This window comes from Reyranella sp., from assembly GCF_965227665.1.
Classification (GTDB): Bacteria; Pseudomonadota; Alphaproteobacteria; order Reyranellales; family Reyranellaceae; genus Reyranella.
In genome coordinates, this window is record NZ_OZ245767.1 from 213738 (window position 1) to 235602 (window position 21865).

The 21865-nt window shown below is 66.7% G+C and carries 23 protein-coding genes; 17 read left to right on the forward strand and 6 right to left on the reverse strand.

Annotated features, from left to right (window positions below; all coding sequences use genetic code 11):
• Positions 1-10 precede the first annotated feature (10 nt).
• Positions 11-997, reverse strand: coding sequence for an ABC transporter substrate-binding protein (locus ACO07I_RS01100; protein WP_422013480.1), 987 nt, complete (start codon positions 995-997; stop codon positions 11-13).
• Between the two features lie 28 nt (positions 998-1025).
• Positions 1026-1793, reverse strand: a complete 768-nt coding sequence (locus tag ACO07I_RS01105; protein WP_298312923.1) for an ABC transporter permease — start codon at positions 1791-1793, stop codon at positions 1026-1028.
• 108 nt (positions 1794-1901) lie between these two features.
• Between ACO07I_RS01105 and ACO07I_RS01110 the strand changes: the two genes are divergently transcribed.
• From ACO07I_RS01110 to ACO07I_RS01140, 7 genes are read left to right on the forward strand one after another with little or no spacing between them, the layout of a single operon-like run.
• Positions 1902-2720 carry a sugar phosphate isomerase/epimerase family protein gene (locus ACO07I_RS01110; RefSeq protein WP_422013482.1) on the forward strand — a complete coding sequence of 273 codons (819 nt, stop codon included), beginning with the start codon at positions 1902-1904 and terminating at the stop codon, positions 2718-2720.
• The gene (locus ACO07I_RS01115; RefSeq protein ID WP_422013484.1) at positions 2717-4162 is read left to right on the forward strand and encodes a mandelate racemase; all 1446 of its coding nucleotides are present in this window, start codon (positions 2717-2719) and stop codon (positions 4160-4162) included. The genes ACO07I_RS01110 and ACO07I_RS01115 overlap by 4 nt, the downstream gene beginning before the upstream one ends.
• A complete protein-coding gene (locus ACO07I_RS01120; protein ID WP_422013486.1) occupies positions 4159-5190 on the forward strand; it encodes an NAD-dependent epimerase/dehydratase family protein in 1032 nt (343 codons plus the stop codon). The genes ACO07I_RS01115 and ACO07I_RS01120 overlap by 4 nt, the downstream gene beginning before the upstream one ends.
• On the forward strand, positions 5177-6046 hold the full coding sequence (locus ACO07I_RS01125; protein ID WP_422013488.1) for a hypothetical protein: 870 nt from the start codon (positions 5177-5179) through the stop codon (positions 6044-6046). The genes ACO07I_RS01120 and ACO07I_RS01125 overlap by 14 nt, the downstream gene beginning before the upstream one ends.
• A 9-nt stretch (positions 6047-6055) precedes the next feature.
• A complete protein-coding gene (locus tag ACO07I_RS01130) occupies positions 6056-7129 on the forward strand; it encodes a dihydrodipicolinate synthase family protein (RefSeq protein WP_422013490.1) in 1074 nt (357 codons plus the stop codon).
• A 4-nt stretch (positions 7130-7133) separates the two neighbouring features.
• Positions 7134-8546 carry an amidase gene (locus ACO07I_RS01135; RefSeq protein ID WP_422013492.1) on the forward strand — a complete coding sequence of 471 codons (1413 nt, stop codon included), beginning with the start codon at positions 7134-7136 and terminating at the stop codon, positions 8544-8546.
• A 6-nt stretch (positions 8547-8552) separates the two neighbouring features.
• The gene (locus tag ACO07I_RS01140; protein ID WP_422013494.1) at positions 8553-8990 is read left to right on the forward strand and encodes a hypothetical protein; all 438 of its coding nucleotides are present in this window, start codon (positions 8553-8555) and stop codon (positions 8988-8990) included.
• A gap of 28 nt (positions 8991-9018) precedes the next feature.
• On the opposite strand, the gene ACO07I_RS01145 is transcribed toward ACO07I_RS01140, so the two are convergent.
• The 4 genes from ACO07I_RS01145 to ACO07I_RS01160 are packed head-to-tail and all read right to left on the reverse strand — an operon-like array spanning position 9019 to position 12426.
• Entirely contained in the window at positions 9019-9990 is a 972-nt protein-coding gene (locus ACO07I_RS01145; RefSeq protein ID WP_422013496.1) for a hypothetical protein, read from the reverse strand.
• On the reverse strand, positions 9987-11024 hold the full coding sequence (locus ACO07I_RS01150; RefSeq protein WP_422013498.1) for a hypothetical protein: 1038 nt from the start codon (positions 11022-11024) through the stop codon (positions 9987-9989). The genes ACO07I_RS01145 and ACO07I_RS01150 overlap by 4 nt, the downstream gene beginning before the upstream one ends.
• Positions 11021-11539, reverse strand: a complete 519-nt coding sequence (locus ACO07I_RS01155) for a UGSC family (seleno)protein (protein WP_422013500.1) — start codon at positions 11537-11539, stop codon at positions 11021-11023. The genes ACO07I_RS01150 and ACO07I_RS01155 overlap by 4 nt, the downstream gene beginning before the upstream one ends.
• 17 nt (positions 11540-11556) lie before the next feature.
• Complete coding sequence (locus tag ACO07I_RS01160; protein ID WP_422013501.1) at positions 11557-12426, reverse strand: NAD(P)/FAD-dependent oxidoreductase; 870 nt, start codon at positions 12424-12426, stop codon at positions 11557-11559.
• Positions 12427-12611: 185 nt separating this feature from the next.
• Between ACO07I_RS01160 and ACO07I_RS01165 the strand changes: the two genes are divergently transcribed.
• From ACO07I_RS01165 to ribD, 10 genes are all read left to right on the forward strand, one after another.
• Positions 12612-13526 (forward strand): ABC transporter permease subunit, encoded by a 915-nt coding sequence (locus ACO07I_RS01165; RefSeq protein ID WP_422013503.1) that lies wholly within the window; start codon positions 12612-12614, stop codon positions 13524-13526.
• A gap of 4 nt (positions 13527-13530) precedes the next feature.
• A complete protein-coding gene (gene livM / locus ACO07I_RS01170; RefSeq protein WP_422013505.1) occupies positions 13531-14952 on the forward strand; it encodes a high-affinity branched-chain amino acid ABC transporter permease LivM in 1422 nt (473 codons plus the stop codon).
• The gene (locus tag ACO07I_RS01175; protein WP_422013507.1) at positions 14949-15758 is read left to right on the forward strand and encodes an ABC transporter ATP-binding protein; all 810 of its coding nucleotides are present in this window, start codon (positions 14949-14951) and stop codon (positions 15756-15758) included. Before livM ends, ACO07I_RS01175 begins: the two co-directional genes overlap by 4 nt.
• Complete coding sequence (locus ACO07I_RS01180) at positions 15751-16479, forward strand: ABC transporter ATP-binding protein (RefSeq protein ID WP_422013509.1); 729 nt, start codon at positions 15751-15753, stop codon at positions 16477-16479. Before ACO07I_RS01175 ends, ACO07I_RS01180 begins: the two co-directional genes overlap by 8 nt.
• Positions 16476-16838, forward strand: a complete 363-nt coding sequence (locus ACO07I_RS01185; RefSeq protein ID WP_422013511.1) for a DUF6867 family protein — start codon at positions 16476-16478, stop codon at positions 16836-16838. Before ACO07I_RS01180 ends, ACO07I_RS01185 begins: the two co-directional genes overlap by 4 nt.
• A gap of 57 nt (positions 16839-16895) precedes the next feature.
• On the forward strand, positions 16896-18008 hold the full coding sequence (locus ACO07I_RS01190; protein WP_422013513.1) for a branched-chain amino acid ABC transporter substrate-binding protein: 1113 nt from the start codon (positions 16896-16898) through the stop codon (positions 18006-18008).
• 501 nt (positions 18009-18509) lie between these two features.
• Entirely contained in the window at positions 18510-18950 is a 441-nt protein-coding gene (rpiB, locus tag ACO07I_RS01195) for a ribose 5-phosphate isomerase B (protein ID WP_422013515.1), read from the forward strand.
• Between the two features lie 6 nt (positions 18951-18956).
• Entirely contained in the window at positions 18957-20264 is a 1308-nt protein-coding gene (gene glyA / locus ACO07I_RS01200; RefSeq protein ID WP_422013517.1) for a serine hydroxymethyltransferase, read from the forward strand.
• Positions 20265-20298: 34 nt separating this feature from the next.
• Positions 20299-20766: a transcriptional regulator NrdR gene (gene nrdR, locus ACO07I_RS01205; protein WP_304850666.1), complete on the forward strand. Its 468-nt coding sequence runs from the start codon at positions 20299-20301 to the stop codon at positions 20764-20766.
• A 5-nt stretch (positions 20767-20771) separates the two neighbouring features.
• Positions 20772-21863 carry a bifunctional diaminohydroxyphosphoribosylaminopyrimidine deaminase/5-amino-6-(5-phosphoribosylamino)uracil reductase RibD gene (ribD, locus tag ACO07I_RS01210; protein WP_422013519.1) on the forward strand — a complete coding sequence of 364 codons (1092 nt, stop codon included), beginning with the start codon at positions 20772-20774 and terminating at the stop codon, positions 21861-21863.
• Positions 21864-21865: the final 2 nt, after the last annotated feature.

Sequence of the window (21865 nt, forward strand, 5' to 3'; positions counted from 1 at the left end):
ACTGCCTGGATCAGTTCGGCATCGCGACCTTGGTGAAGAACTCGGTCGAGTAGACGTCCTTGCACTCGACCTTCTTCGGCAGGCCCATGTAGGTGTTCACCAGATCGACCGATTCACACATCTTCTTCTCGTCGATCCAGCCGATGCCGTTCTTGGCGTAACGGTCGGTCTTCATCAGGCCGAGGCCGATCATCATGTTGGGGGTCATCACCTCGACATCGACCTCGGGCACGCGCTTCTTCAGGATCTCCATGGCGGCCTTCGGGTCGGCCATGACGTCGCGCCAGCCCATGTAGGAGGCTTCCAGGAAGTCCCTCAGGGCCTTCGGCTTGTCCTTCATCGTCTTGGCGCTGGCGATGATCGACATCGAATACATGTCGAAGCCGAAATCGGCCCACGGCATCATCACGACGCTGCCTTTCCCGGCGGCCTTCTCGTAGAGCGGCAGGCCGGTGCTGTAGTCGCCGACGCCGTCGACGCGCTTCTCGGCCAGGGCCGCGATCTTGGCGGATGGCTCGATGTTGACCCAGGACACCTTCGCCGGATCGATGCCGTTGGCCTTGGCGAAAGCCGGGAACATCTGGCGCTGCGAATCGCCCGGAGGGGCGGCGAGGGTCTTGCCTTCGAGGTCCTTGGGCTTGGCGAGGGGCTTCTCTTTCAGGCTGAAGATGTTGAGCGGCGTCTTGTCGAACACCATGCCGACCGTCTTCACCGTCGTGCCGCGGCCCACAGAGGCGATGACGACGGCGGCGTCGGCGAGGCCGGCGTCGGCGCGGCCGGTGTCGACCTTGGCGATCGAATCGCCGGAGCCCTTCGAGTTTTCCAGCGTCACGTCGAGGCCCTTGGCCTTGTAATAGCCCTTGTCGAGGGCAACCCAGTAGGCGGCGTGGTCGCCGACCGCGAACCAGTTGAGCGCGAAGGTGAACTTCTCCTGCGCCGAGGCGGCGCCGGACGTGGCCAGCAACGCGGCCAGCGCCAGCGATAGTGTGCGAGTCATAGCGGTCTCCCTTTTCCCATCCCCGAACTCAGTCGACGCCCTCGGCCCAGGGGGCCCAGAGATGCGCCAGCAAGACGACGGCGCCGTAGAGCAGGAGGCCCACGACGGAAATCCAGACCAGGGCCGCGAACGCCACGGAGGTGTTCATGCTGCTCTGCGTGGTGACGATGACGTAGCCCAGGCCGCGCTGCGAGGCGACGAACTCGCCGACGATTGCGCCCACCACCGCGGCGGTGGCGGTGATCTTCAGCGCGCTCAAAATGTAGGGCAGGGCGTTCGGAATGCGGATCTTGACGAAGATCTTCCATTTCGGCGCGTTGAAGACGCGGCCGAGGTCGAGCATGTCCGGTTCGACCTGGGACAGGCCGACGGCGGTATTGATGACCACCGGGAAGAAGCCGATGAGCGCTCCCATAAGCATGTTGGGGAAGATGCCGTAGCCCATCCAGATCAGGAACAGCGGCGCGATCGCCACCTTGGGCAGCGTGTTCACGAACACCAGGAACGGAACGAGCGCGTTGGCGAGAACGGGCGACCAGGCGATCGCGACGCCCAACGCCACGCCGACCACCGCGGCCATCAGGAAGGCGCCGATGATCTCGAAGGTCGTGGTCCATAGATGAGGCCACCAGGCCGTGTCGCCGTGCCAGAGCGCGTTCCAGACCGACAGCGGGGCGGGAAGGAGATATTCGCGGATGTTGCCGAAGGTGACAGCAGCCTGCCAGCTTGCCAGCAGGAAGGCGAAGAGCACGAGGGTCGGCCAGTAACGGTTGGCCAGAGTGCCGAATTTCGTCATGCGCACGCAGCGATGAATCTGTTCATCGCTTTTGTCTCGCTGATATCATGGGCCCCCATGCGATGAGACTGGCGAACGCGCATTTGCCCGTCAAGGCGAGGTTCGTCCGTGAAGCTTTCCCTGTGCAATGAAGTCATCCGCGAGTTGTCGTTCGAGCGCCAATGCGCTCTGGCAGCGGCGCTCGGCTACAAGGGGCTGGAAGTCGCGCCCTTTACCTTGGGCGACGATGCATGGCGCATGCCAGCCTCCGAACGTGCTTTCGTCCGTAAGGCCTGTGCCGACGCCGGTGTGGAGGTGAGTGGGCTCCACTGGCTGCTGGCGGCCCCTGCGGGACTGTCGATCGCGACTGACGATCGGGCGGTGTGGCAGCGCAGCGTCGATGTGCTGCTGTCATCCATCGAACTGTGCGCCGACCTGGGCGGCGCCTATCTGGTCCACGGCTCGCCCGGCCAGCGCCGTGTGGCCGATGCTGACGATGCGAAGCGCGTCGAGGAAGCCTGGGCCGCCGCCGCCGCCGCTGCGGAGAAGGCCGGCGTGGTCTATTGCCTGGAGCCGCTGGCGCGACCCGATTGCAACTTCGTCAATACGCTGGCCGAGGCCGAAGCCATTGTCCGTCGCATCGGCAGCCCTGCCTTCCGGCTGATGGTCGACACGCTGGCCTCTAGCCTGGAAGAGAGGGAGGCGGTCGCCGATGTCATTCGTCGCTGGATGCCGACCGGCTTGATGGCGCACGTCCAGTTCAACGATCGCAACAAGCGTGGACCGGGCGAGGGGGCCGACAAGTTCGCTCCCGTGGTCGAGGCGCTGCGCGACACGGGTTATGATGGCTGGGTCGCGATGGAACCCTTCGTCTACGAACCCGACGGTCCGACCTGCGCGGCGCGCATGATCGGCTATGTTCAGGGTCTGCTGGAGCAAACGGTATGAAAGTGAAGGTTGAGGCGGTCGACCGCTTCGAACGCGACCACCACCTGCGCCTGCCGTTCCGCTTCGGCGTCATCACCGTGACGCAGGGCATCCAGGCGATCGTCCGCGTGCGCATCGCGCTGGAGGATGGCCGCACCAGCGAAGGCGTCGCCGCCGAGGCGCTGGGTGCCAAGTGGTTCGAGAAGAGTCCGGAATTCTCCGACGCGCAGAATCTCGACCAGCTCCGGCAGGCGCTGCAGCTCGCGATCGACCACTACACCGCGCGCGGCTTCGACACACCCTTCGGCCTCTATGCCGGAAGCTATCGCCAGCAGATCGCGCGCGGGGCCGAGCTGGGGCTCAATCCGCTGGTTGCCTCGTACGGACCGGCGCTGCTCGACCGGGCGATCATCGACGCGGTCGGCAGGGCAACGGGACAATCCTTCGCGCAGATGATCGCGGCCAATGTGCCGGGCATCTCTGCGACCGATCTGACGCCCGACATCGACGCCCGTCATCTCTCGGATTTTCTGAAGGGGCTGAAGCCGCGCGCCTCGATCGACCTGCGTCACACGGTGGGCCTGGTCGACCCGCTGACGAAAGCCGAGCGGCCGGAGTCCGAGCGGGTGAACGACGGGTTGCCGGAGACGCTGGAAGAGGTCGCCTCCTACTATCGCGGCCGCTATTACAAACTGAAGGTCGGCGGCGACATCCGGGCAGACCTCGACCGGCTGACGCGCATCGCCTCGGTGCTCGATGCTGGCGCGGGTGACTACAAGGTCACGTTCGACGGCAACGAGCAGTACGACGATGTCGAGGGGATCGTTGAGCTGTGGCGCAAGGTCGAGGAGACGCCGGCGCTCTCGAAGATGGTCAAGGCGACGCTGTTCATAGAGCAGCCGATCAAGCGCCAGGCGGCGCTCAGCCGGCCGGTGACGGCGCTTGCCAAGTACCGTCCGGTCATCATCGACGAGTCCGACGGCGAGCTGTCGACCTTCCCGGAGGCGCTGAAGCTCGGCTATGCCGGCGTCTCCAGCAAGAACTGCAAGGGCTTCTACAAGTCGATCCTGAATGCCGCGCGGGTCGCGAAGCTGGGGCCTGGCTATTTCATGTCGGCCGAGGATCTGACGACGCAGCCTGGCGTCAGCGTCCAGCAGGACCTGGCGCTGGTCTCGCTGCTGGGCCTCACCCATGTCGAGCGCAACGCCCATCATTTCATCGACGGCATGTCATCGGCTTCCGTTGCCGAACAGGATGCGTTCGTTGCCGCCCATCCCGATCTCTACGAGCGGCAGCCAGGCAGGCCGGCGCGGCTCAAGGTACGCGATGGCGCGCTGGCACTGGGGTCGCTGGGGTGTCCAGGCTTCGCGGTGGGGGTCGATCTCGACTTCGCGGCGCTCCGGTCGATGCCCGACTCGCCGCGCGAAAGGCTGACGCCGGCCCATCCTGGAGGCAAGAAATGAGCGCCAACCTTCCGGCCCGCTTCGACAGCATCGAAGCCGTCGAGGACTTCATGACCGCCCCGTCCGCCGAGCTGGTGGCCGACCTGGCGGCGACGCCGGGCGACGTTCTCGTCCTGGGTGTCGGCGGCAAGATGGGCCCGACGCTCGCGCGCATGGCCAAGCGCGCTGCGCCGACGAAGCGGGTGATGGGCGTGGCGCGCTTCAGCGAGCCGGGTGTTAAGCAGGCGCTGGAGAAGGCCGGTGTCGAGCCGATCTCCGCGGACCTGCTGGATCGCACGGCATTGGAAAATCTTCCGAAGGCCGCCAACGTCGTCTTTATGGCCGGCCGAAAGTTCGGCGCGACGGGCGACGTGCCGCTCACCTGGGCGATGAACGTGCAGGTTCCGGCGATGGTCGCGGAGGTTTTCAAGGACTCGCGCATCGTTGCCTTCTCGACGGGCTGCGTCTATCCGTTCGTGCCGGTCGACAGCGGAGGCGCGACGGAGGAGGTACCGCCGGTGCCGCCCTCCGGCGACTACGCGAATTCCTGTGTCGGCCGCGAGCGCATGTTCGAGTATTTCTCGGCCCGCCACGGCACGCCCGGCCGGCTGTTCCGCCTCAATTACGCGATCGACATGCGCTACGGCGTCCTGCACGACGTCGGCCGCAAGGTGCGGGATGGCGAGCCGATCGACCTGTCGATGGGGCACGTCAACGTGATCTGGCAGGGCGATGCGAACTCGGTCGCGCTGCGTTGCCTTGCGCGCGCCACCACTCCCACCACCCCGATCAACGTCACCGGCCTTGAGACGATCGAGATCCGATGGCTGGCGGCGGAGTTCGGCAGACTGCTGGGTCGGACACCGATCCTCACCGGCAAGGAAGCGCCGACCGGCTGGCTGAACAACGCGAGCCGCATGGAGAAGGAGTTCGGTCCGCCCAGCGTGCCGCTCTCGAAGATGATCGAGTGGACGACGGATTGGCTGGAGCGCGACATGGCCACCTTGAACAAGCCCACGCACTACGAGGTGCGCGATGGCAAGTACTGAAGCGCTTGATGTCCGGCCGATCGCTCCCGAGCAGAGCGACGCCGTCTGGCCGCTGTCGATCGAGGCGGGCTGGAACCAGAACGTCGCCGACTGGCGTTTCATGCTGGGCGCGGGGCGAGGCTTCGGCTGCACGGCGCCGGACGGCAGATGGCAAGCCAGTTCTTTGATCCTGCCGCTCGGCCAGAAGCTCGCCTGGATCAGCATGGTGCTCGTGACCAAGGAGCGCCGGCGCGGCGGCGTGGGCACCGGACTGCTGAAGCGCTGCATCGAGGAAGTGCAGGCCGCCGACGCGGTCGCGGGCCTCGATGCGACGGAGCAGGGACGGCCGATCTACCTGCCTCTGGGGTTTCGCGACCTCTACCCGATCGCACGCTGGCACTTCGATGGCGTGAAGGGCGAGCCGGTGGCGCCGCCGGCCGGCGTCGCGATCCGGCCGATCAGCCCGGCCGACCTGCCGCGGCTCGCCGTCTACGACCGGCCCCTCACCGGCATGGAACGCCCGTCGATCCTCATGCACCTGGCCTTGCGCCAGCCCGGCCGTGCCTGGCTGGCCGAAGACGTGGGCGGCAAGATCGTGGGCTTCGTTCTGGGGCGCGAAGGCCGGGTGGCGACGTCGCTCGGTCCTGTGGTCGCCGATCGCGAGGCGGTCGCGCTGGCGCTGATCGCGCGCGCAGCGGCCGCCGCGCCGGGCCCATTCATCATCGATGTGCCGGAGGCGCATCAGGCCGTCCGCGCCTGGCTCCAGGAGCAGGGCGCGACCTCGCCGCGTGGCTACATGCGCATGACCCTGGGCACCGCCAAAGGACTGGACGATCCCTCGCACGTCTTTGCCCTCGCGGGTCCGGAACTGGGATAGGATGCAGGCATGAGCACCGACAAGGCCCTCCACTGGCGCGATCTTCCGGCGCCGGTCCTGTCCCTGCTGCGGCAGGGCACCGTCATTCCCGCGCACCCGCTGGCGCTCGACACCGACCGGAACTTCGACAGGCAGTCGCAGCGCGCCTTGAGCCGCTACTACCTCGATGCCGGCTCGGGCGGCCTGGCGGTGGGTGTACATTCGACCCAGTTCGCCATCCGCGAGGTCGGGCTCTATCGCCCTGTCCTCGAACTCGCCATCCAGACGGCGCGCGACTGGACCGACCGGCCGCTGGTCATGATCGCGGGCGCCGTCGGCAAGACGGCGCAGGCGGTCGAGGAAGCGCGCACCGCGCGGTCGCTCGGCTACCACGCGGTGCTGTTGTCGCTGGCCGCGCTCAAGGGTGCCAGCGAGGACGAGCTGATCGAGCATTGCGCCGCGGTCGCGAAGGAGATGCCGCTAATCGGCTTCTACCTGCAGACCGCGGTGGGCGGCATCAAGCTGTCGCGCGAGTTCTGGACGCGCTTTGCTGCCATCGACAATGTCGTGGCGATCAAGGTGGCGCCATTCAACCGCTACCGCACGCTCGATGTCTGCTTCGGCATCGCCGCCGCCCACGCCGAGGAGCGCATCACCCTCTACACCGGCAACGACGATCACATCGTGGCGGATCTCGTGACGCCGATGGTCGTACGCACCGGCAACCGCGAGGTGACCTTGCGCTTCCAGGGCGGGCTGCTCGGTCACTGGAGCGTGTGGACGCGCGGCGCCGTGAAGATGCTGGAGCGGCTAAAGCTCTCGGTGTCGAACGGCGCGATCACGCCCGAAATCCTGGCGCTGGATTCCTTCGTCACGGACTGCAACAGCGTGGTGTTCGACGTCGACCACGATTTCGCGGGCTGCATTCCCGGCTGCCACGAGATACTGCGGCGACAGGGCCTGCTTCAGTCCATCGAGTGCCTCGATCCGCACGAGAAGTTGAGTCCCGGCCAGAGCGAGGGCATCGACCGGCTCTACGCAACCTATCCCGAACTGCACGACGATGCTTTCGTGGCGGCGAACCTCGAGCGTTGGCGGAACTGAACCGTTGGAAGATCTGTTCGCGGCACATGACGCACTGGCCATCGCGGAGATGGTCCGCAGCCGCAAGGTCGGTGCGCGGGAATTGCTCGACGCCAGTCTGACGCGACTCCATGAGGCCAACGACCGGCTGAACGCCATCACCGACTTCTACGACGGTGAGCTGCTGGAGAAGTCCGTCGCGGCGGCGTGCGACGGGCCGTTCCACGGCATCCCGTTCGTCGTGAAGGAGCTCATGGCCGATTGCGCCGGCACGCCGACCACGGTCGGCTCGCGCTTTTTCTCGAAGGAGCCGGTGGCCGCGAACGACAGCGCGGCCGTGGCGCGTATGCGCCGCGCCGGGCTGGTGATCGTGGGCCGCAGCAACACCAGCGAGTTCGGCCTGGCGCCTACGACGGAACCGGCCTTCGGCGGTGCGACGGTCAATCCGTGGCGCGCCGACCTGTCGCCGGGGGGCTCTTCCGGTGGGTCGGCCGCGGTGGTGGCGGCCCGGGCACTGCCGATGGCGCACGCGACCGACGGCGGCGGCTCGATCCGAATCCCGGCCTCCCTGTGCGGCCTGTTCGGGCTGAAGCCATCGCGCGGTCGCATCAGCCTGGCGCCGATCGGGGAGACACTCGCGGGGGCTGGCGCCCAGCTCTGCGTCTCGATCTCCGTGCGCGACAGCGCGGCGCTGCTCGACGCGCTCGCGGGCGGCGAACCCGGCGATCCCTATCGCGCGCCGGAAGCCGAGGGCTCGTTCCTCGACGCGACTCGACGGGCGCCCGGACGATTGCGCATCGCGTTCCTGCGCAAGCCGGTCGGCTGGGAATCGATGGATCAGGCGCTGGTCGCAGCCGTCGAGCGCACCGCGAAGCGTCTGGAGGCGCTCGGCCATCACGTCGTGGAGGCGGTTCCGGACTATGATCCGGCCGCCGCCGGTGCTGCTTTCGGCACGGTGATGTGTGCCAACACCTTCACCAACATCCAGGTGAGGGCCAATGGCCGCGTGCCGGGACCGGACGACCTCGAACCGGTGACCCGCCTCTATGCCGAGAAGGGCCGCGGGGTCAGCGCGCACGACTATATCCGCGCGGTGCAGACCTTCCATCGCACCGGCCGCCAGCTCGGCGCCTTCTTCAAGAGATTCGACATTCTCCTCTCTCCGACAATCGCCCGTACGTCGTTGCCGCTCGGTACCGTGCGCATGGATGGCAGTCTCGAAGAATACGAGGAGGGGCTCGCGCCGATGGTGGCCTTCACCTCCGTCTGCAATGCGGCCGGGGTGCCGGCGATGTCGGTTCCGCTCGAATGGACGGAAGACGGCCTGCCGATCGGCATGCATTTCGTCGGCCGCTACGGCGCCGAGGCCACGCTGTTGTCACTGGCCGCCCAGCTCGAACAGGCGCATCCATGGCGCGATCGGCGTCCTCCAGGGTGAAGTGACGTGACGGGCAATTTCTGGCGCATGGTTGTTGCTGGCTTTCTCGCCGGCGCGTTGAGCGTACTGGTGTTCCATCAGTGGGGCTTCTACATCGCCGCCGAACTGGGGTTCGGCCGGCCCAATTTCTACAACATGCGGCCGGTGCCGCCCTGGGGCGTTCCGGCCATCGTCTCGCTGGCCTTCTGGGGCGGTCTTTGGGGTGCGCTGGGCGCCTTCCTGGTCGCCCGCCTGCCCGGCATCCTGAATGGTGCCCTGGGCTGGATGTTCTTCGCGGCCACGCTGGTCCTCGCGGTGAACTGGTTCGTCGTCCTGCCGATGAAGGGCGCCCCGGTCGGCGGCGGCTGGCGCCTGCCGGGCGTGGCAGTTGCGCCCATCGTTTACGCGCTCTGGGGCTTCGGCATGTGGCTGTTCTACGGTCTGGTGCGCAGGGTGCTGAAGTAGCGCGGGCTACCTGTCCTGGCGGCCCGGGTCAGAGCTTGCGCATCACGATCTGCGATCCGCCGCCCCAGATCGGGAGATAGGCCATCTTGTAGCCGGCGCCGCCGGTTACGATCGGATGAATCGCCTCGGGCGAACTCGCCACGCCCTGACCCTGGTCGAACAGGTATTGCTGGACGCGTTTGATATCCCATCCGTCGTGGCGGGCGATTTTCTCCGCGAGTTCGAGCGGCAGGAGAAGGACCTGCTCGCCGCGCCCGCTCTTGCGGCTCTGGCCCGACATCACGATCTCGGCGCGCATGCCGGCGACGACCGGGTCGAGGATCGCCTCGGGCGTGGCGCCTTCGCCGTCCCCCGGCAGCACCTCGGCGGTTCCGGCAATGCCCATCACCGTGAGGGCGCTCTCGTCTTTGCCGAGGCCGTGGCGCTCGGTGAAGGTCGGGAAGGGGCCTTCGGTCCTTTCGGCGAAGCACAGCGTGTACTTGGCGGGCTGGCCCATCGTCGCCATGTCGCCCGTGTCCGAGCGCGCGCCGCCGATATTGCGCAGGCAGAGCTGCAGGGCGCGTCCGATGCAGGCATTGGCGCGGTTGCCGGGACCGATGGCGTTGGTCAGCGCGTTGACACCGAGCGTGCGCGCGATCGGGCCGTGGAGGCAGAGCGCGACGGCGGCGCTACCGGTGGTGGTGGCGATGCCCAGAAGATTGAAGTCGGGTTCGAGCAGGGCCTGCGCCGCCGCCACAACGACCGGCAGTTCCGCCGGCACGCAGCCCGCGATCACGCATTGATAGGCGACGGCTTCGGGCGTGATGTCGCCGAACATCGGGGGCATCATGCCCAGCGATTCGGCCCGGCTGGCGACACCCGCAATCATGGCGTCGAGCCGCTTCTGCGTAGGAGGCACCAAGGGGAGGCCGTCCGAAAGCTCGGCCTCGGTCAGGATATGCTGTGCGCTTTCCCAGGTCGTCGACTCGTCGACGACCGGCCAGCCGCACCACTCGTTCATCGGGCGATGCGCGTGCAGGCGACGGTGGTGCCGCCGAACGACGGGATGAACGCCGAATGCTTGCCCGGCCCGCCCGCCACGGTGATGTGGATGTCGTTCGGGTCGCGGCCGATCGTCAGCCAGTCACCGTCCGGCTTGTGGCCGGTGCTCTCGTAGGTGTCGAGGTTCTCCCGGGAGATCCGGGACAGATGGATCCGCGAGCGCTTCCAGAGTTCCTCGCGGATGCTCTCTAACGTGAAGCCATCGCGCTTCAGGGTCGCGGCGTGCTCGGGGCCGATGATGAGGAACATCGGGCCCTTGCCGTAGACCGTGTTGGCGCCCGGGTTGGACATGCCGCCGGCGAAAGTCGTCAGCAGGCCGTCGCCCGTGGTCGAACCGTGGTCGTTGAGATTGTGCGGGCCCTCACCCGACATCACCGTCACGACCGAGTCCGTGGGCGCGAAGCCGCGCTGCACGTGATAGGGCGTCCACGGATTCTCTTCCTCGTTCTCGCCGAAGCAGAACGTGTACTTGGCGGGATTGCCCTGGGTCGAACGGTCCATCTCGCCCGGCTTGGCGCCGGCGACGTTCAGCAGCATCAGGCCGAGCGCGCGGCCGATTGTGGCGTTGGCCTGGCGACCCTGGCCGAAGCAGTTGGTGCCGCAGTTGATGTTGAGTTCGTGCCGGATCGGGCCGCTCACCATGACCATCGGCGCGCAGGAGTGCGTGGTCGCGAGCGTACCGTGGAGATTGTATTCCGGGTCGAGCACGCCGCGCAGGGCGGCGGTCACCACCGGGAAGTACTCCGGCTTGCAGCCGGCCATGACCGCGTTCGCGGCCAGGGCCTGCAGCGTCGGGACGATCTGGCGCGGAGGGACCGGCGGGTAGGGGCGGTTGTCACCGCGCACCGTCTCGACGAACTTCGCTACCTTCGCCTCGGTGGGCACGAAGAGCGGCATGCCGTCGCTCCAGCCCTGTTCGTTGGCGTACTCGTTGAAGGCTTCGACATCCATGTCGCCGATGTCGATCACTTCCTGGTCGGCGATGTCCTTCATTTGCTCGTCGCCTCGGTCAGTCCCTTGGTGGCTGCTTCGATGCGTTCCCGCAGCTCTTCGGCATTCAGGCCGCCGACGGGGTGCTTCACTACGATAAGGCGCGGTTCGACCTTGCGGGCCTTCGCCTGGGCGAGGACCAGCGGCTTGAAAGTCTCAGTGGCGATCACGAAAGCGGTGATGCCGAGCTTCTCGAGTTCGAGGCTGTCGTGGAAACTCCACGATGAACAGCTTCCTCAATCCCCTAAGGCGAGCAGCGCCGCCTTGTAGTTCTTGGCGACCTTCTCGATCAGTTCCTTGGGCGCAGGCTGGCTTGCGCTGTTCTTGGCGTGGAAGTGAATGTTGTCGACGGGACGGTGCGCGCCCAGCATGGCGCGGACGCCCTCCAGCAGCTCACGCGCGTTCGGCTTGGAGTTGGAGATCAGCGCAATGGCGTCGGTCGCCCAGTTGACGGGCTGCAGGGTCACCTTGGCGGGACCGGCGGCGGCCATGCCGAAGCTCGGATTGAAGATGCGCATGTTCGTTTCCCTCCACGCTACTTGTTCAACGCCGCGACCACCGACTTGGCGACGCGCTGGCCGTCCGCGATGGCGTCGGCCAGATATTCCTTTGAGCCGGACCGTACGTCGCCGGCGGCAAACACCAGCGGCTGGGCGGTCTGGCCCTGAGCGTCGACAACGATATGCCCCGTGGCGTCGCGTGCAAGCGAATCCGGCAGGAATTCCGCAGCGGGAGACCGGCCCTCGTAAACGAACACTGCATTCGTCGAAACGCGGTTTCGCTGGCCGTCATTTTCGATGGTCACCGCCTCGAGACCGTTGCTGCCCTCCAGGCCGACGATGCGCCCCGGCCGGGCGGTCACGCCCTCGGGAGCCGGGCCGGTCGGCGTGCCGAGCATGGTGATGTCGCCGGCGATTCCGACCAGGACGGCGGCTTCGTAAGGCGCCCAGCCGGTCGCGCCGGCGACGATCACAGGCTGCCCGGCATAGAGCGGGCCATCACAGTTCGCGCAGTGCGACAGGCCGCGGCCTTCGTATTCCTCCTCACCGGGAATGCCGAGCCTGCCCTTGTTCAGGCCGGTCGCAACGATGAGGGAGCGCGCGCTGTGGCGCTCGCCGTCGGTCGTCTCGATTTCGAAGGGACCGCTTCCGGAAATGGCCGAGACCTCGCCGAAGCCCATCTCCACGCCGGCGACCGCGGCATCGTCCGTGAGGCGCGCGGCCATCGTCGTGCCGTCGAACATCTCCTCGAAATCGTGGAGCGCACCGAGGTTGATGATTTCGCCGCCGGGGGCGAGCTTGTCGAGGCAGAGCGCCTTCAGACCTGCGCGGGCAATTTCGGTGGCGGCGGTAAGTCCAGCCGGACCGGCGCCGATGACGATGACGTCGTAGGAGGGGGTAAGCATGGCCACATTTAATCGGTGGTCGGACGAGGGAGCGCAAGCGGCTTTTGGGCCGCTCGCCTGCGCCCCCCGGGTGCCGGCCGTCGTCCCCTGGTCCTTGTGGTCCGCGATTTGCAGGCAATCATCTTGAGCTTGCCAGTGCCCGAGAAAGCATCGTAGGTCGCAAAGGCAGGGAGACAGAACAAGGCATGGCGTATTTCACGCAGCAGCTGATCAACGCAATCACGCTGGGCGCCATCTACGGGCTGATCGCCATCGGATATACGATGGTCTACGGCATCATCGGCATGATCAACTTCGCCCATGGCGAGGTGTTCATGATCGGCGCCTTCATCTCGCTGATCGGCTTCATCATCTGCGGCAGCCTCGGCATCAGCTCGGCTCCGATCGCCATCGTCCTGGTCCTGTTGCTGGCGATGTCGTTTTCCGCCGTCTATGGATGGGCGATAGAGCGAACGGCCTACAGACCGTTGCGGGGCTCGTTCCGGCTGGCCCCGCTGATCTCCGCCATCGGCGTCTCGATCGCCCTCCAGAATTACGTGCAGCTGGCGCAGGGGGCGCGTCCCAAGCCCGGCGGGCAGATCGTATCCGGCGGCTTCAATCTCTTTACCGCCGACGGCTTCGACGTTCGCGTGACGTGGCTTCAGATCATCATCGTGCTGGTGACCGTCGTCCTGATGGCGGGTTTCACCTGGGTGATCGCCCGGACTTCGCTCGGGCGCCAGCAGCGCGCCTGCGAGCAGGACATGAAGATGGCCTCGCTGCTGGGCGTCAATGTCGACCGCACCATCTCGCTGACCTTCGTGCTGGGCGCGGCGCTGGCCGCCGTCGCCGGCATGCTGTTCCTCATGTATTACGGGGTCATCGACTTCTTCATCGGATTCCTGGCCGGCATCAAGGCCTTTACCGCCGCCGTCCTGGGCGGCATCGGCTCCTTGCCGGGCGCCATGCTGGGCGGGCTGCTGATCGGCCTGATCGAGGTTTTCTGGGCCGGTTACTTTTCGAGCGAGTACAAGGACGTCGCGGCCTTCGCGATCCTGGTGCTGGTGCTGATCTTCCGGCCGAGCGGCCTGCTCGGCAAACCGGAGATCGAGAAGGTCTGAGCAGATGGGCCCGCGTCTTCCTCTCATGCTGAAGGATGCAGGTCTCACCGCCTTCGTCGCGGCCGCGCTCGGTTTCTTCGTCGTCGGCTTCCGCACCGTCGATCAGGGCGGCGGGAAGGGGCTGGGCTTCGACTACCAGCTTGTCGACCTCGCCGTGGCGGTCGTTGCGATCTTCGTCGGACGCCTCGGACTCTCGATGGCGGCGAACGGCCTGCGCTGGCCCGCCATAGCGCTGGGGATCGCCATGATCGCGGCCGGCGCCTCGCCGATGAAAATGCCGTCGGGCTTCCTGCACTGGTTCGTTGCGCTGGGCGGCGTGCTGCTGGTCATCCGGGCGGTCTGGCCATGGGCCAACGACGCCATGGGTGCGGCGGCGCGCACGCCCTCCGGCGTGGCGCTGGGCAAGGCCGGTGCCAAATGGTTCGGCTGGCTGCTGCTGGCCGGCGCGGTCCTGCTGCCGGCCATGCCGTTCGCCGACCAGAAGACGATGGATCTCGGCGTGCTGATCCTGACCTACGTCATGCTGGGCTGGGGCCTGAACATCGTGGTCGGCCTCGCAGGCCTGCTCGATCTCGGCTACGTCGCCTTCTACGCCGTCGGGGCCTACGCCTATGCGCTGCTCAGCACTCAGTACGGGTTGGGTTTCTGGACGGTGCTGCCGCTCGCCGGAATGATGGCGGCACTGTTCGGCATCATGCTGGGCTTTCCCGTGCTGCGTCTGCGCGGCGACTATCTTGCCATCGTGACCCTGGGCTTCGGCGAGATCATCCGTCTGGTGCTGCTCAACTGGTTCGACCTGACGAACGGACCGGCCGGCATCGGTTCGATTCCAGGACCGACCCTGTTCGGTGCGGTGTTCGCCGAGACGCCGCCGCCGGGCAAGCAGACGGTGTCGGAAATGCTGGGCATCGCCTTCAACGGCAATCACCGGCTGATCTTTCTCTATTACATCATCCTCGGCCTGGCGCTGATCACCAACCTGTTCACGCAGCGCATGCGGCGCCTGCCGGTCGGCCGCGCCTGGGAAGCGCTGCGTGAGGACGAGACGGCCTGCCAGGCGCTCGGCATCAACCCGACCAACACCAAGCTGACGGCCTTCGCCATCGGCGCCATGTTTGCGGGATTCGCCGGCTCGTTCTTTGCGGCCAAGCAGCGCTTCATCAGCCCCGAGAGCTTCGTATTCATCGAATCGGCGATCATCCTGGCCATCGTCGTGCTGGGCGGCATGGGCAGCCAGGTCGGCGTCGTGCTGGCGGCGATACTGCTGATCGGCCTGCCCGAATGGTTTCGTGATCTCGGCAACTACCGCATGCTTGCCTTCGGCCTCGCCATGGTCCTGATCATGGTGTTCCGGCCGCGCGGCCTCGTCTCCAGTCGCGAACCTTCGATAAGGCTGCATCCGGCCGGCTCGGGAGGCGGTGGATGAGCGCGCCGCTGATCGAGGTCGAGCATCTCACCATGCGCTTCGGCGGGCTGGTCGCCATCGACGACGTTTCGTTCGCGGCCCGATCGCACGCCATCACCGCCGTCATCGGCCCCAACGGTGCCGGCAAGACGACGGTCTTCAACTGCATCACCGGCTTCTACAAGCCGACGATCGGGCGGCTTACCCTGCGGACCCCCGGCGGCGAGTTCCTGCTCGAGCGCATGCGGGGGCACGAGATCGGCCAGAAGGCGAGGGTGGCGCGCACCTTTCAGAACATTCGCTTGTTTTCCGGCATGACGGTGCTCGAAAACCTGATGGTGGCACAACACAACAAGCTCATGCGCGCGTCGGGCTGGAGCCTGCTGGGGCTGGTCGGGGCCGGGAGCTTCCGGCGCGCCGAGGGGGAAGCAATTGAGTTGGCGCGGCTCTGGCTGGAGCGCATCGGACTGGTGGCCGACGCCGACCGGCCGGCCGGCGAACTGCCCTACGGCGCCCAGAGGCGTCTCGAGATCGCCCGTGCCATGTGCACAGAGCCGGTGCTGCTCTGCCTCGACGAGCCGGCGGCGGGGCTCAACCCGCGGGAATCGGCCGAGCTCAACCAACTCCTGGTCTCGATCCGCGACCGCGACGGGATCGGCGTGCTGCTGATCGAGCACGACATGAGCGTCGTGATGAACATCTCCGACCACATCGTCGTGCTCGACTACGGCCGCAAGATCGCCGAGGGGGCGCCCTTGGCGGTCCGCAACGACCCGGCCGTCATCCGCGCCTATCTCGGCACCGACGAGGAGGCGATCGATGGCTGAGTCCTCGATCCTCTCGGTGAAGGGCGTCGAGACTTTCTACGGCGCCATCCAGGCCCTGCACGGGGTCGACCTCGAGGTGGCACGGGGCGAGATCGTGACGCTGATCGGCGCCAATGGCGCGGGCAAGTCGACCCTGCTGATGACGATCTGCGGCAATCCCCGCGCGCGCAACGGCACCATCGTTCTCGACGGCGAAGACATCACCTCGCTACCCACTCACCAGATCGTCCGGCGTGGCGTGGCCCAGGTGCCGGAGGGGCGGCGCATCTTTGCGCGCATGAGCGTCTACGAGAACCTGCAGATGGGCGCGATCCTGGGCGATCCGGCCAACTTCAAGTCGGGCCTCGACCGCGTCTTCGCGATGTTCCCGCGACTGGCAGAACGGCGCGACCAGCGCGGTGGGACCCTGTCGGGGGGCGAGCAGCAGATGCTGGCGATCGGGCGCGCGCTCATGAGCCGGCCGCGGCTTCTCCTGCTCGACGAGCCGTCGCTCGGCCTGGCCCCCCTGATCGTGCGCCAGATCTTCGACTCGATCGGACGGATCGCGCGGGAGGAGGGAGTCACGATCTTCCTGGTGGAGCAGAACGCCTTCCATGCGCTGCGCCTGGCCGACCGCGGCTACGTCCTGGCCAACGGCAGGGTGCGCCTCAGTGGCAGCGGCAAGGAACTTCTGGCCAACCGGGAGGTCCGGGCGGCTTACCTCGAAGGCGGGCACCCATGAGCCCGCTCGACACTTTCATGTTCGACTGGTTCGGCGACACGCTGTTCAACGTGGTGCTGTTCAACCTCGTGCTGATCGGGCCGGCCTCGTTCGCGGCGGGACATGCCGTGGCGCTCACCTGGCGGCCCTGGCTGCAGATCGTGTTCTACACGGCGCTGCTGTCGGCAACGCTGCGCTTCCTCGACTATGCGCTGGCCGGCGGCGAGCTCCTGTCGCTGGCGGGCTTCGTGCTGGGCTGGGCGGTGCAACTGGCGATCGCTGCGTTCGCCTTCCGGCTCACCCGGGCCCGCCAGATGGTTCGTCAATATCCCTGGCTCTACAGGCGCAAAGGCTTGCTGGGCTGGGACGAGCGGCCCTAATCTAACCGTCATGCTCCGCGCGGCGCGGAGGAGGCTCAACGAACAAGGGAGACCCGGATGAAGAAGATGTACGGCACGCTGGCTGTCGCAGCCATTGCCCTCATGGCGACACCCGCGTTCGCCCAGATCAAGATCGGCTCGGCCGGCCCGATGACCGGCTCGAACGCGGCGTTCGGCGAGCAGCTCCGGCGCGGCGCCGAGATGGCGGTCGCGGACATCAATGCCGCCGGCGGCGTCAACGGCCAGAAGCTCGAACTGGTGATCGGCGACGATGCCTGCGATCCCAAGCAGGCGACCGCGGTCGCCAACAAGATGGTCTCGGACAAGGTCGTGTTCGTGGCCGGCCACTTCTGCTCGGGCTCCTCGATCCCGGCCTCGGACATCTACAAGGAAGGCAAGATCCTCCAGATCACGCCGGCTTCGACCAACCCGAAGCTGACGGACGATGCCGCGTCCAAGGGCAACACCACTGTGTTCCGCACCTGCGGCCGTGACGACGTGCAGGGCACGACGGTCGGCAACTACATCCTGAAGAACAACAAGACCGCCAAGGTCGCGATCCTTCACGACAAGTCGCCGTACGGAAAGGGCGTGGCCGACGAGACCAAGAAGGCCCTGAACAAGGGCGGCCTGCGCGAGACGATGTACGAGGCCTACAACGACACCGACAAGGATTTCGCCGCGCTGATCAACAAGATGAAGCAGGCGAAGATCGATATCATCGTGCTGGGCGGCTACCACACCGCGGGCGCCCTGATCATCAAGCAGGCGCGTGAGCAGGGCCTGGCGGCGAACATGATGGGCTTCGATGCGCTGGAGACGGCCGAGTTCGCCCAGCTGGGCGGCGCGGCGACCAACGGCGTGATGATGTCGTTCCCGCCCAAGGCCGAGGACGACCCCAAGAATGCCGCCCTGGTGAAGAAGTTCCGCGACGCCAAGTACAATCCCGAAGGCTACACGCTGTTCAGCTACGCCGCCGTGAAGGCCTGGGCCGATGCCGCCAACAAGGCGAAGTCGGTCGATGCCGTCACCGTTGCCAAGCAGCTGCGCACGGGCAAGTACGACTCGGCCGTCGGCGTGCTCGAGTTCGACGCCAAGGGCGATATCAAGGATGCGGTCTACGACATCTACGTCTGGAAGGACGGCAAGTCGGCACCTCTGAAGAAGTAGGGCGCCGCAGCGCTTGCGAAGGAGAGGCCCGGCATCAACCGGGCCTTTTCCTTTTGGCGTCTGACCGCTCTGGGCGCCTGTCGCTCGGCAACCGCTTCCGCCGGACCGAGAGCATGTCGGCTGCTTCCCCAGGCTGCAGAGGGAGGCCTTCCGGGCTCCCGACGAAGATGACGGTGGAGCTTCCACGCTTTCGCCGACGGTTCGGTGCCTTGCCGGATCTCGTGGCGGTCTCTCAGCCGGGGGCGTTCGGTGCGCGTTTACCCTTGTCGGGGCGTTACATCGGCGTCTGAGCGGCCATCGTCCCGTCGCGATGGCGGGCGAAATGCCGTTCCTGCAGCTGCGGCCCGAAGACAGGCCTGCGGTCGACCTCGACCGTCCGGCGATTTCCTGAGCCATTTCAGCGTCTTGTGGGTCACTTTCCACGATTTTGCGGAACGGTGACATCGCGGCCCCGGATATGGTATCGGGGGGCTCAATAGCTAGAGGGGGTCGATCGTCGAAATGCCGGGTGGCACCATCGCGGTCGCGTCGGATCATGCCGGCTTCGACCTTAAGGAAAGTCTAAAGCGGGACCTGCAGGAAGCGGGTCACGAGGTGCTGGATCTTGGCACCCATTCGACCGCATCCGTCGACTATCCGGACTTCGGAAAAGCGATGGGCGACGCCATTGCCTCGGGCAAGGCCGAGCGCGGCGTTCTCGTCTGCGGCAGCGGCATCGGCATTTCCATTGCGGCAAACCGCAATCCCAAGGTCCGCGCAGTTCTTGCGCACGATGTGACCTCCGCGCGCCTGTCGCGCGAGCACAACGATGCGAACGTCATCGCCTTCGGCCAGCGCCTGATCGGAATCGAGGTCGCGCGCGAGGCGTTGAAGGTGTTTCTCGCGACCAAGTTCGAGGGTGGCCGCCATGCCGGCCGCGTCGACAAGCTTTCGAAGGGTTGAGTAATCATGAGCCAAGCCGCTGCCAGCACGGCACAGTCGCCGTTGCCGATGTTCACCAAGAGTCTCGCCGAGACGGATCCTGCGATCGGGGCGGTGCTGAAGGGCGAACTGCATCGCCAGCGTGAACAGATCGAACTGATTGCCTCCGAGAACATCGTCTCGCGGGCGGTGCTCGAGGCGGCCGGCTCGGTGCTGACGAACAAGTACGCGGAAGGCTATCCGCGGCGCCGCTACTACGGCGGCTGCGAGGAAGTCGACAAGGCCGAAGACCTGGCCATCGAGCGCGCGAAGCAGCTGTTCGACTGCTCCTTCGCCAACGTCCAGCCGCATTCGGGCGCGCAGGCCAACCAGGCCGTGTTCATGGCGCTGCTGCAGCCGGGCGACACCTTCCTCGGCATGGCGCTCGATCAGGGCGGCCATCTCACGCACGGCTCGCCGGCCAACCAGTCGGGCAAGTGGTTCAAGGTCGTGTCCTACGGGCTGAAGCCCGACACGCACCTGATCGACTACGAGCAGATGGAAGAGGCGGCCCGCCGCGACAAGCCCAAGGTGATCATCGCCGGCGCCTCTGCCTATTCGCGTCATATCGACTGGGCGCGCTTCCGCAAGGTGGCCGACGAGGTCGGTGCCTACTTCATGGTCGACATGGCGCACTATGCCGGCCTCGTGGCTGCTGGCGTCTATCCGAGCCCGCTGCCGCACGCCCATGTCGTGACGACGACGACGCACAAGACGCTGCGCGGCCCGCGCGGCGGCATGATCCTGTCGAACGACGCCGAGCTCGGGAAGAAGATCAACTCCGCCGTGTTCCCCGGCCTGCAGGGCGGCCCGCTGATGCACATCATCGCAGCCAAGGCCGTGGCGTTCGGCGAGGCGCTGAGGCCCGATTTCAAGATCTACGCCCGGAACGTGATCGACAACGCGCGTGCACTGGCTGCCACCCTGACCGAGCGCGGGCTGAAGATCGTGTCCGGCGGGACAGACAGCCACGTCATGCTGGTCGACCTGCGTCCGAAGAAGGCGACCGGCGTGTCGGCAGAGAAGGTGCTCGACCGCGCCGGGATCACGACCAACAAGAACAGCATCCCGGGCGACCCGGAGAAGTACACGATCACGTCGGGCGTGAGGCTGGGCACACCGGCGGGAACGACGCGCGGCTTCGGGGTCGCCGAGTTCCAGCAGATCGGCCACCTCATCGCCGACGTGCTCGACGGCATCGCCAAGAACGGTCCGGACGGAGACGCCCAGGTCGAGGCCCAGGTTCGCGCCAAGGTCCATGCCCTGTGCGCGCGCTTCCCGATCTACCGCGACTGACAAGGCGCAAAGCCGGAACGAACGGGGGAACGAGATGCGCTGTCCATTCTGCGGTCACGAGGACACACAAGTTAAGGACTCGCGGCCGACCGACGATAATTCGGCGATCCGTCGGCGGCGCTATTGTCCGTCCTGCGGTTCGCGCTTCACGACCTTCGAGCGCGTGCAGCTGCGCGAGCTGACGGTCGTGAAGAAGAACGGACAGCGGGTGCAGTTCGACCGCGACAAGCTGGCGCGTTCCATTCAGGTCGCGTGTCGCAAGCGGCCGGTCGATCCGGAGAGGATGGAGCGCGTCGTGAACGGGATAGTTCGCCGGCTCGAGAGTTCCGGCGAAAGCGAGATTCCCTCGACGCAGATCGGCGAGCTGGTGATGGACGCGCTGCGCGCGCTCGATCCGGTGGCCTACGTCCGCTTCGCGTCGGTCTATCGAAACTTCCGCGAGGCCCGCGACTTCGAGGAGTTCATCTCCGACCTCGCCGACACCGCGCATTTCAAGGACTGACGGCAATGATGCGCGCGGCGCTCGCGCTGGCGCGCCGGTCTCTGGGACGCACCTGGCCCAACCCCGCCGTCGGCTGCGTGATGGTGCGCGACGGCCAGGTACTCGCGCGTGGCCGCACGAGAGACGGCGGCCGCCCGCACGCCGAGGCCGACGCGATTGCGCAGGCGGCTGAGGCCGGCCAGTCGCTGAAGGGCGCCACGGCCTACGTCACCCTCGAACCCTGTTCGCACCATGGCCGCACGCCGCCCTGCGCGGACGCACTTGTAGCGGCCGGGGTCTCCCGGATCGTGTCGGCGCTGGAAGATCCCGATCCACGGGTGAAGGGTCAGGGGCATGCGCGGCTGAAGGCAGCCGGCCTTTCGGTCGAGATCGGCGAGGGGGCGGCAGAGGCGGCGGAGATCAATGCCGGCTTTCTGTTGCGGGTTCGTGCAGGCCGGCCGCTCTTCCATCTCAAGATGGCGGGCTCGCTCGACGGGCGCATTGCCACGGCGTCCGGCGAGAGCAAATGGATCACCGGGGAGGCTTCGCGCCGCGACGGCCATCGGCTGCGGGCGATCCACGACGCGATCCTGGTCGGGGCGGCGACGGCTGCGGCCGACGATCCGGAACTCACCTGTCGCCTGCCGGGGCTGGGCGTCCGCTCGCCCGTCCGCATCGTCCTGGATTCGCAGGCGCGCCTGTCGCCCGGGTCGAAGCTCGCGGCCTCTGCGCAGGTGACACCGGTATGGCTGGTCTGTACGAAGTCTGCGCCGGCGGACCGGCGGGACGCGTTGAGCACATTGGGAGTCGAGGTCATCGAAGTCGACGGCGCCGGTGACGGCCGCATTGATGTCGCGGCTGCAGCTCAAGCGCTCGGCACGCGCGGGCTCACCCGGGTGCTGGTCGAAGGCGGCGGGCAAGTCGCAGCGTCCTTGCTCAAGGCAAGCCTGATAGATGGCATTTCAAGCTATCGGGCAGGGCTCGTTCTCGGCGGCGACGGCCGCTCTGCGGTCGGCGGACTGGATTTTGCACGGCTCGGTTCCGCGCCCCGGTTCCGGCTGGTCTCGGCGCGGCAACTGCAGGGCGACACGCTGGAAACCTGGCGGCGGGAGGATTAAGT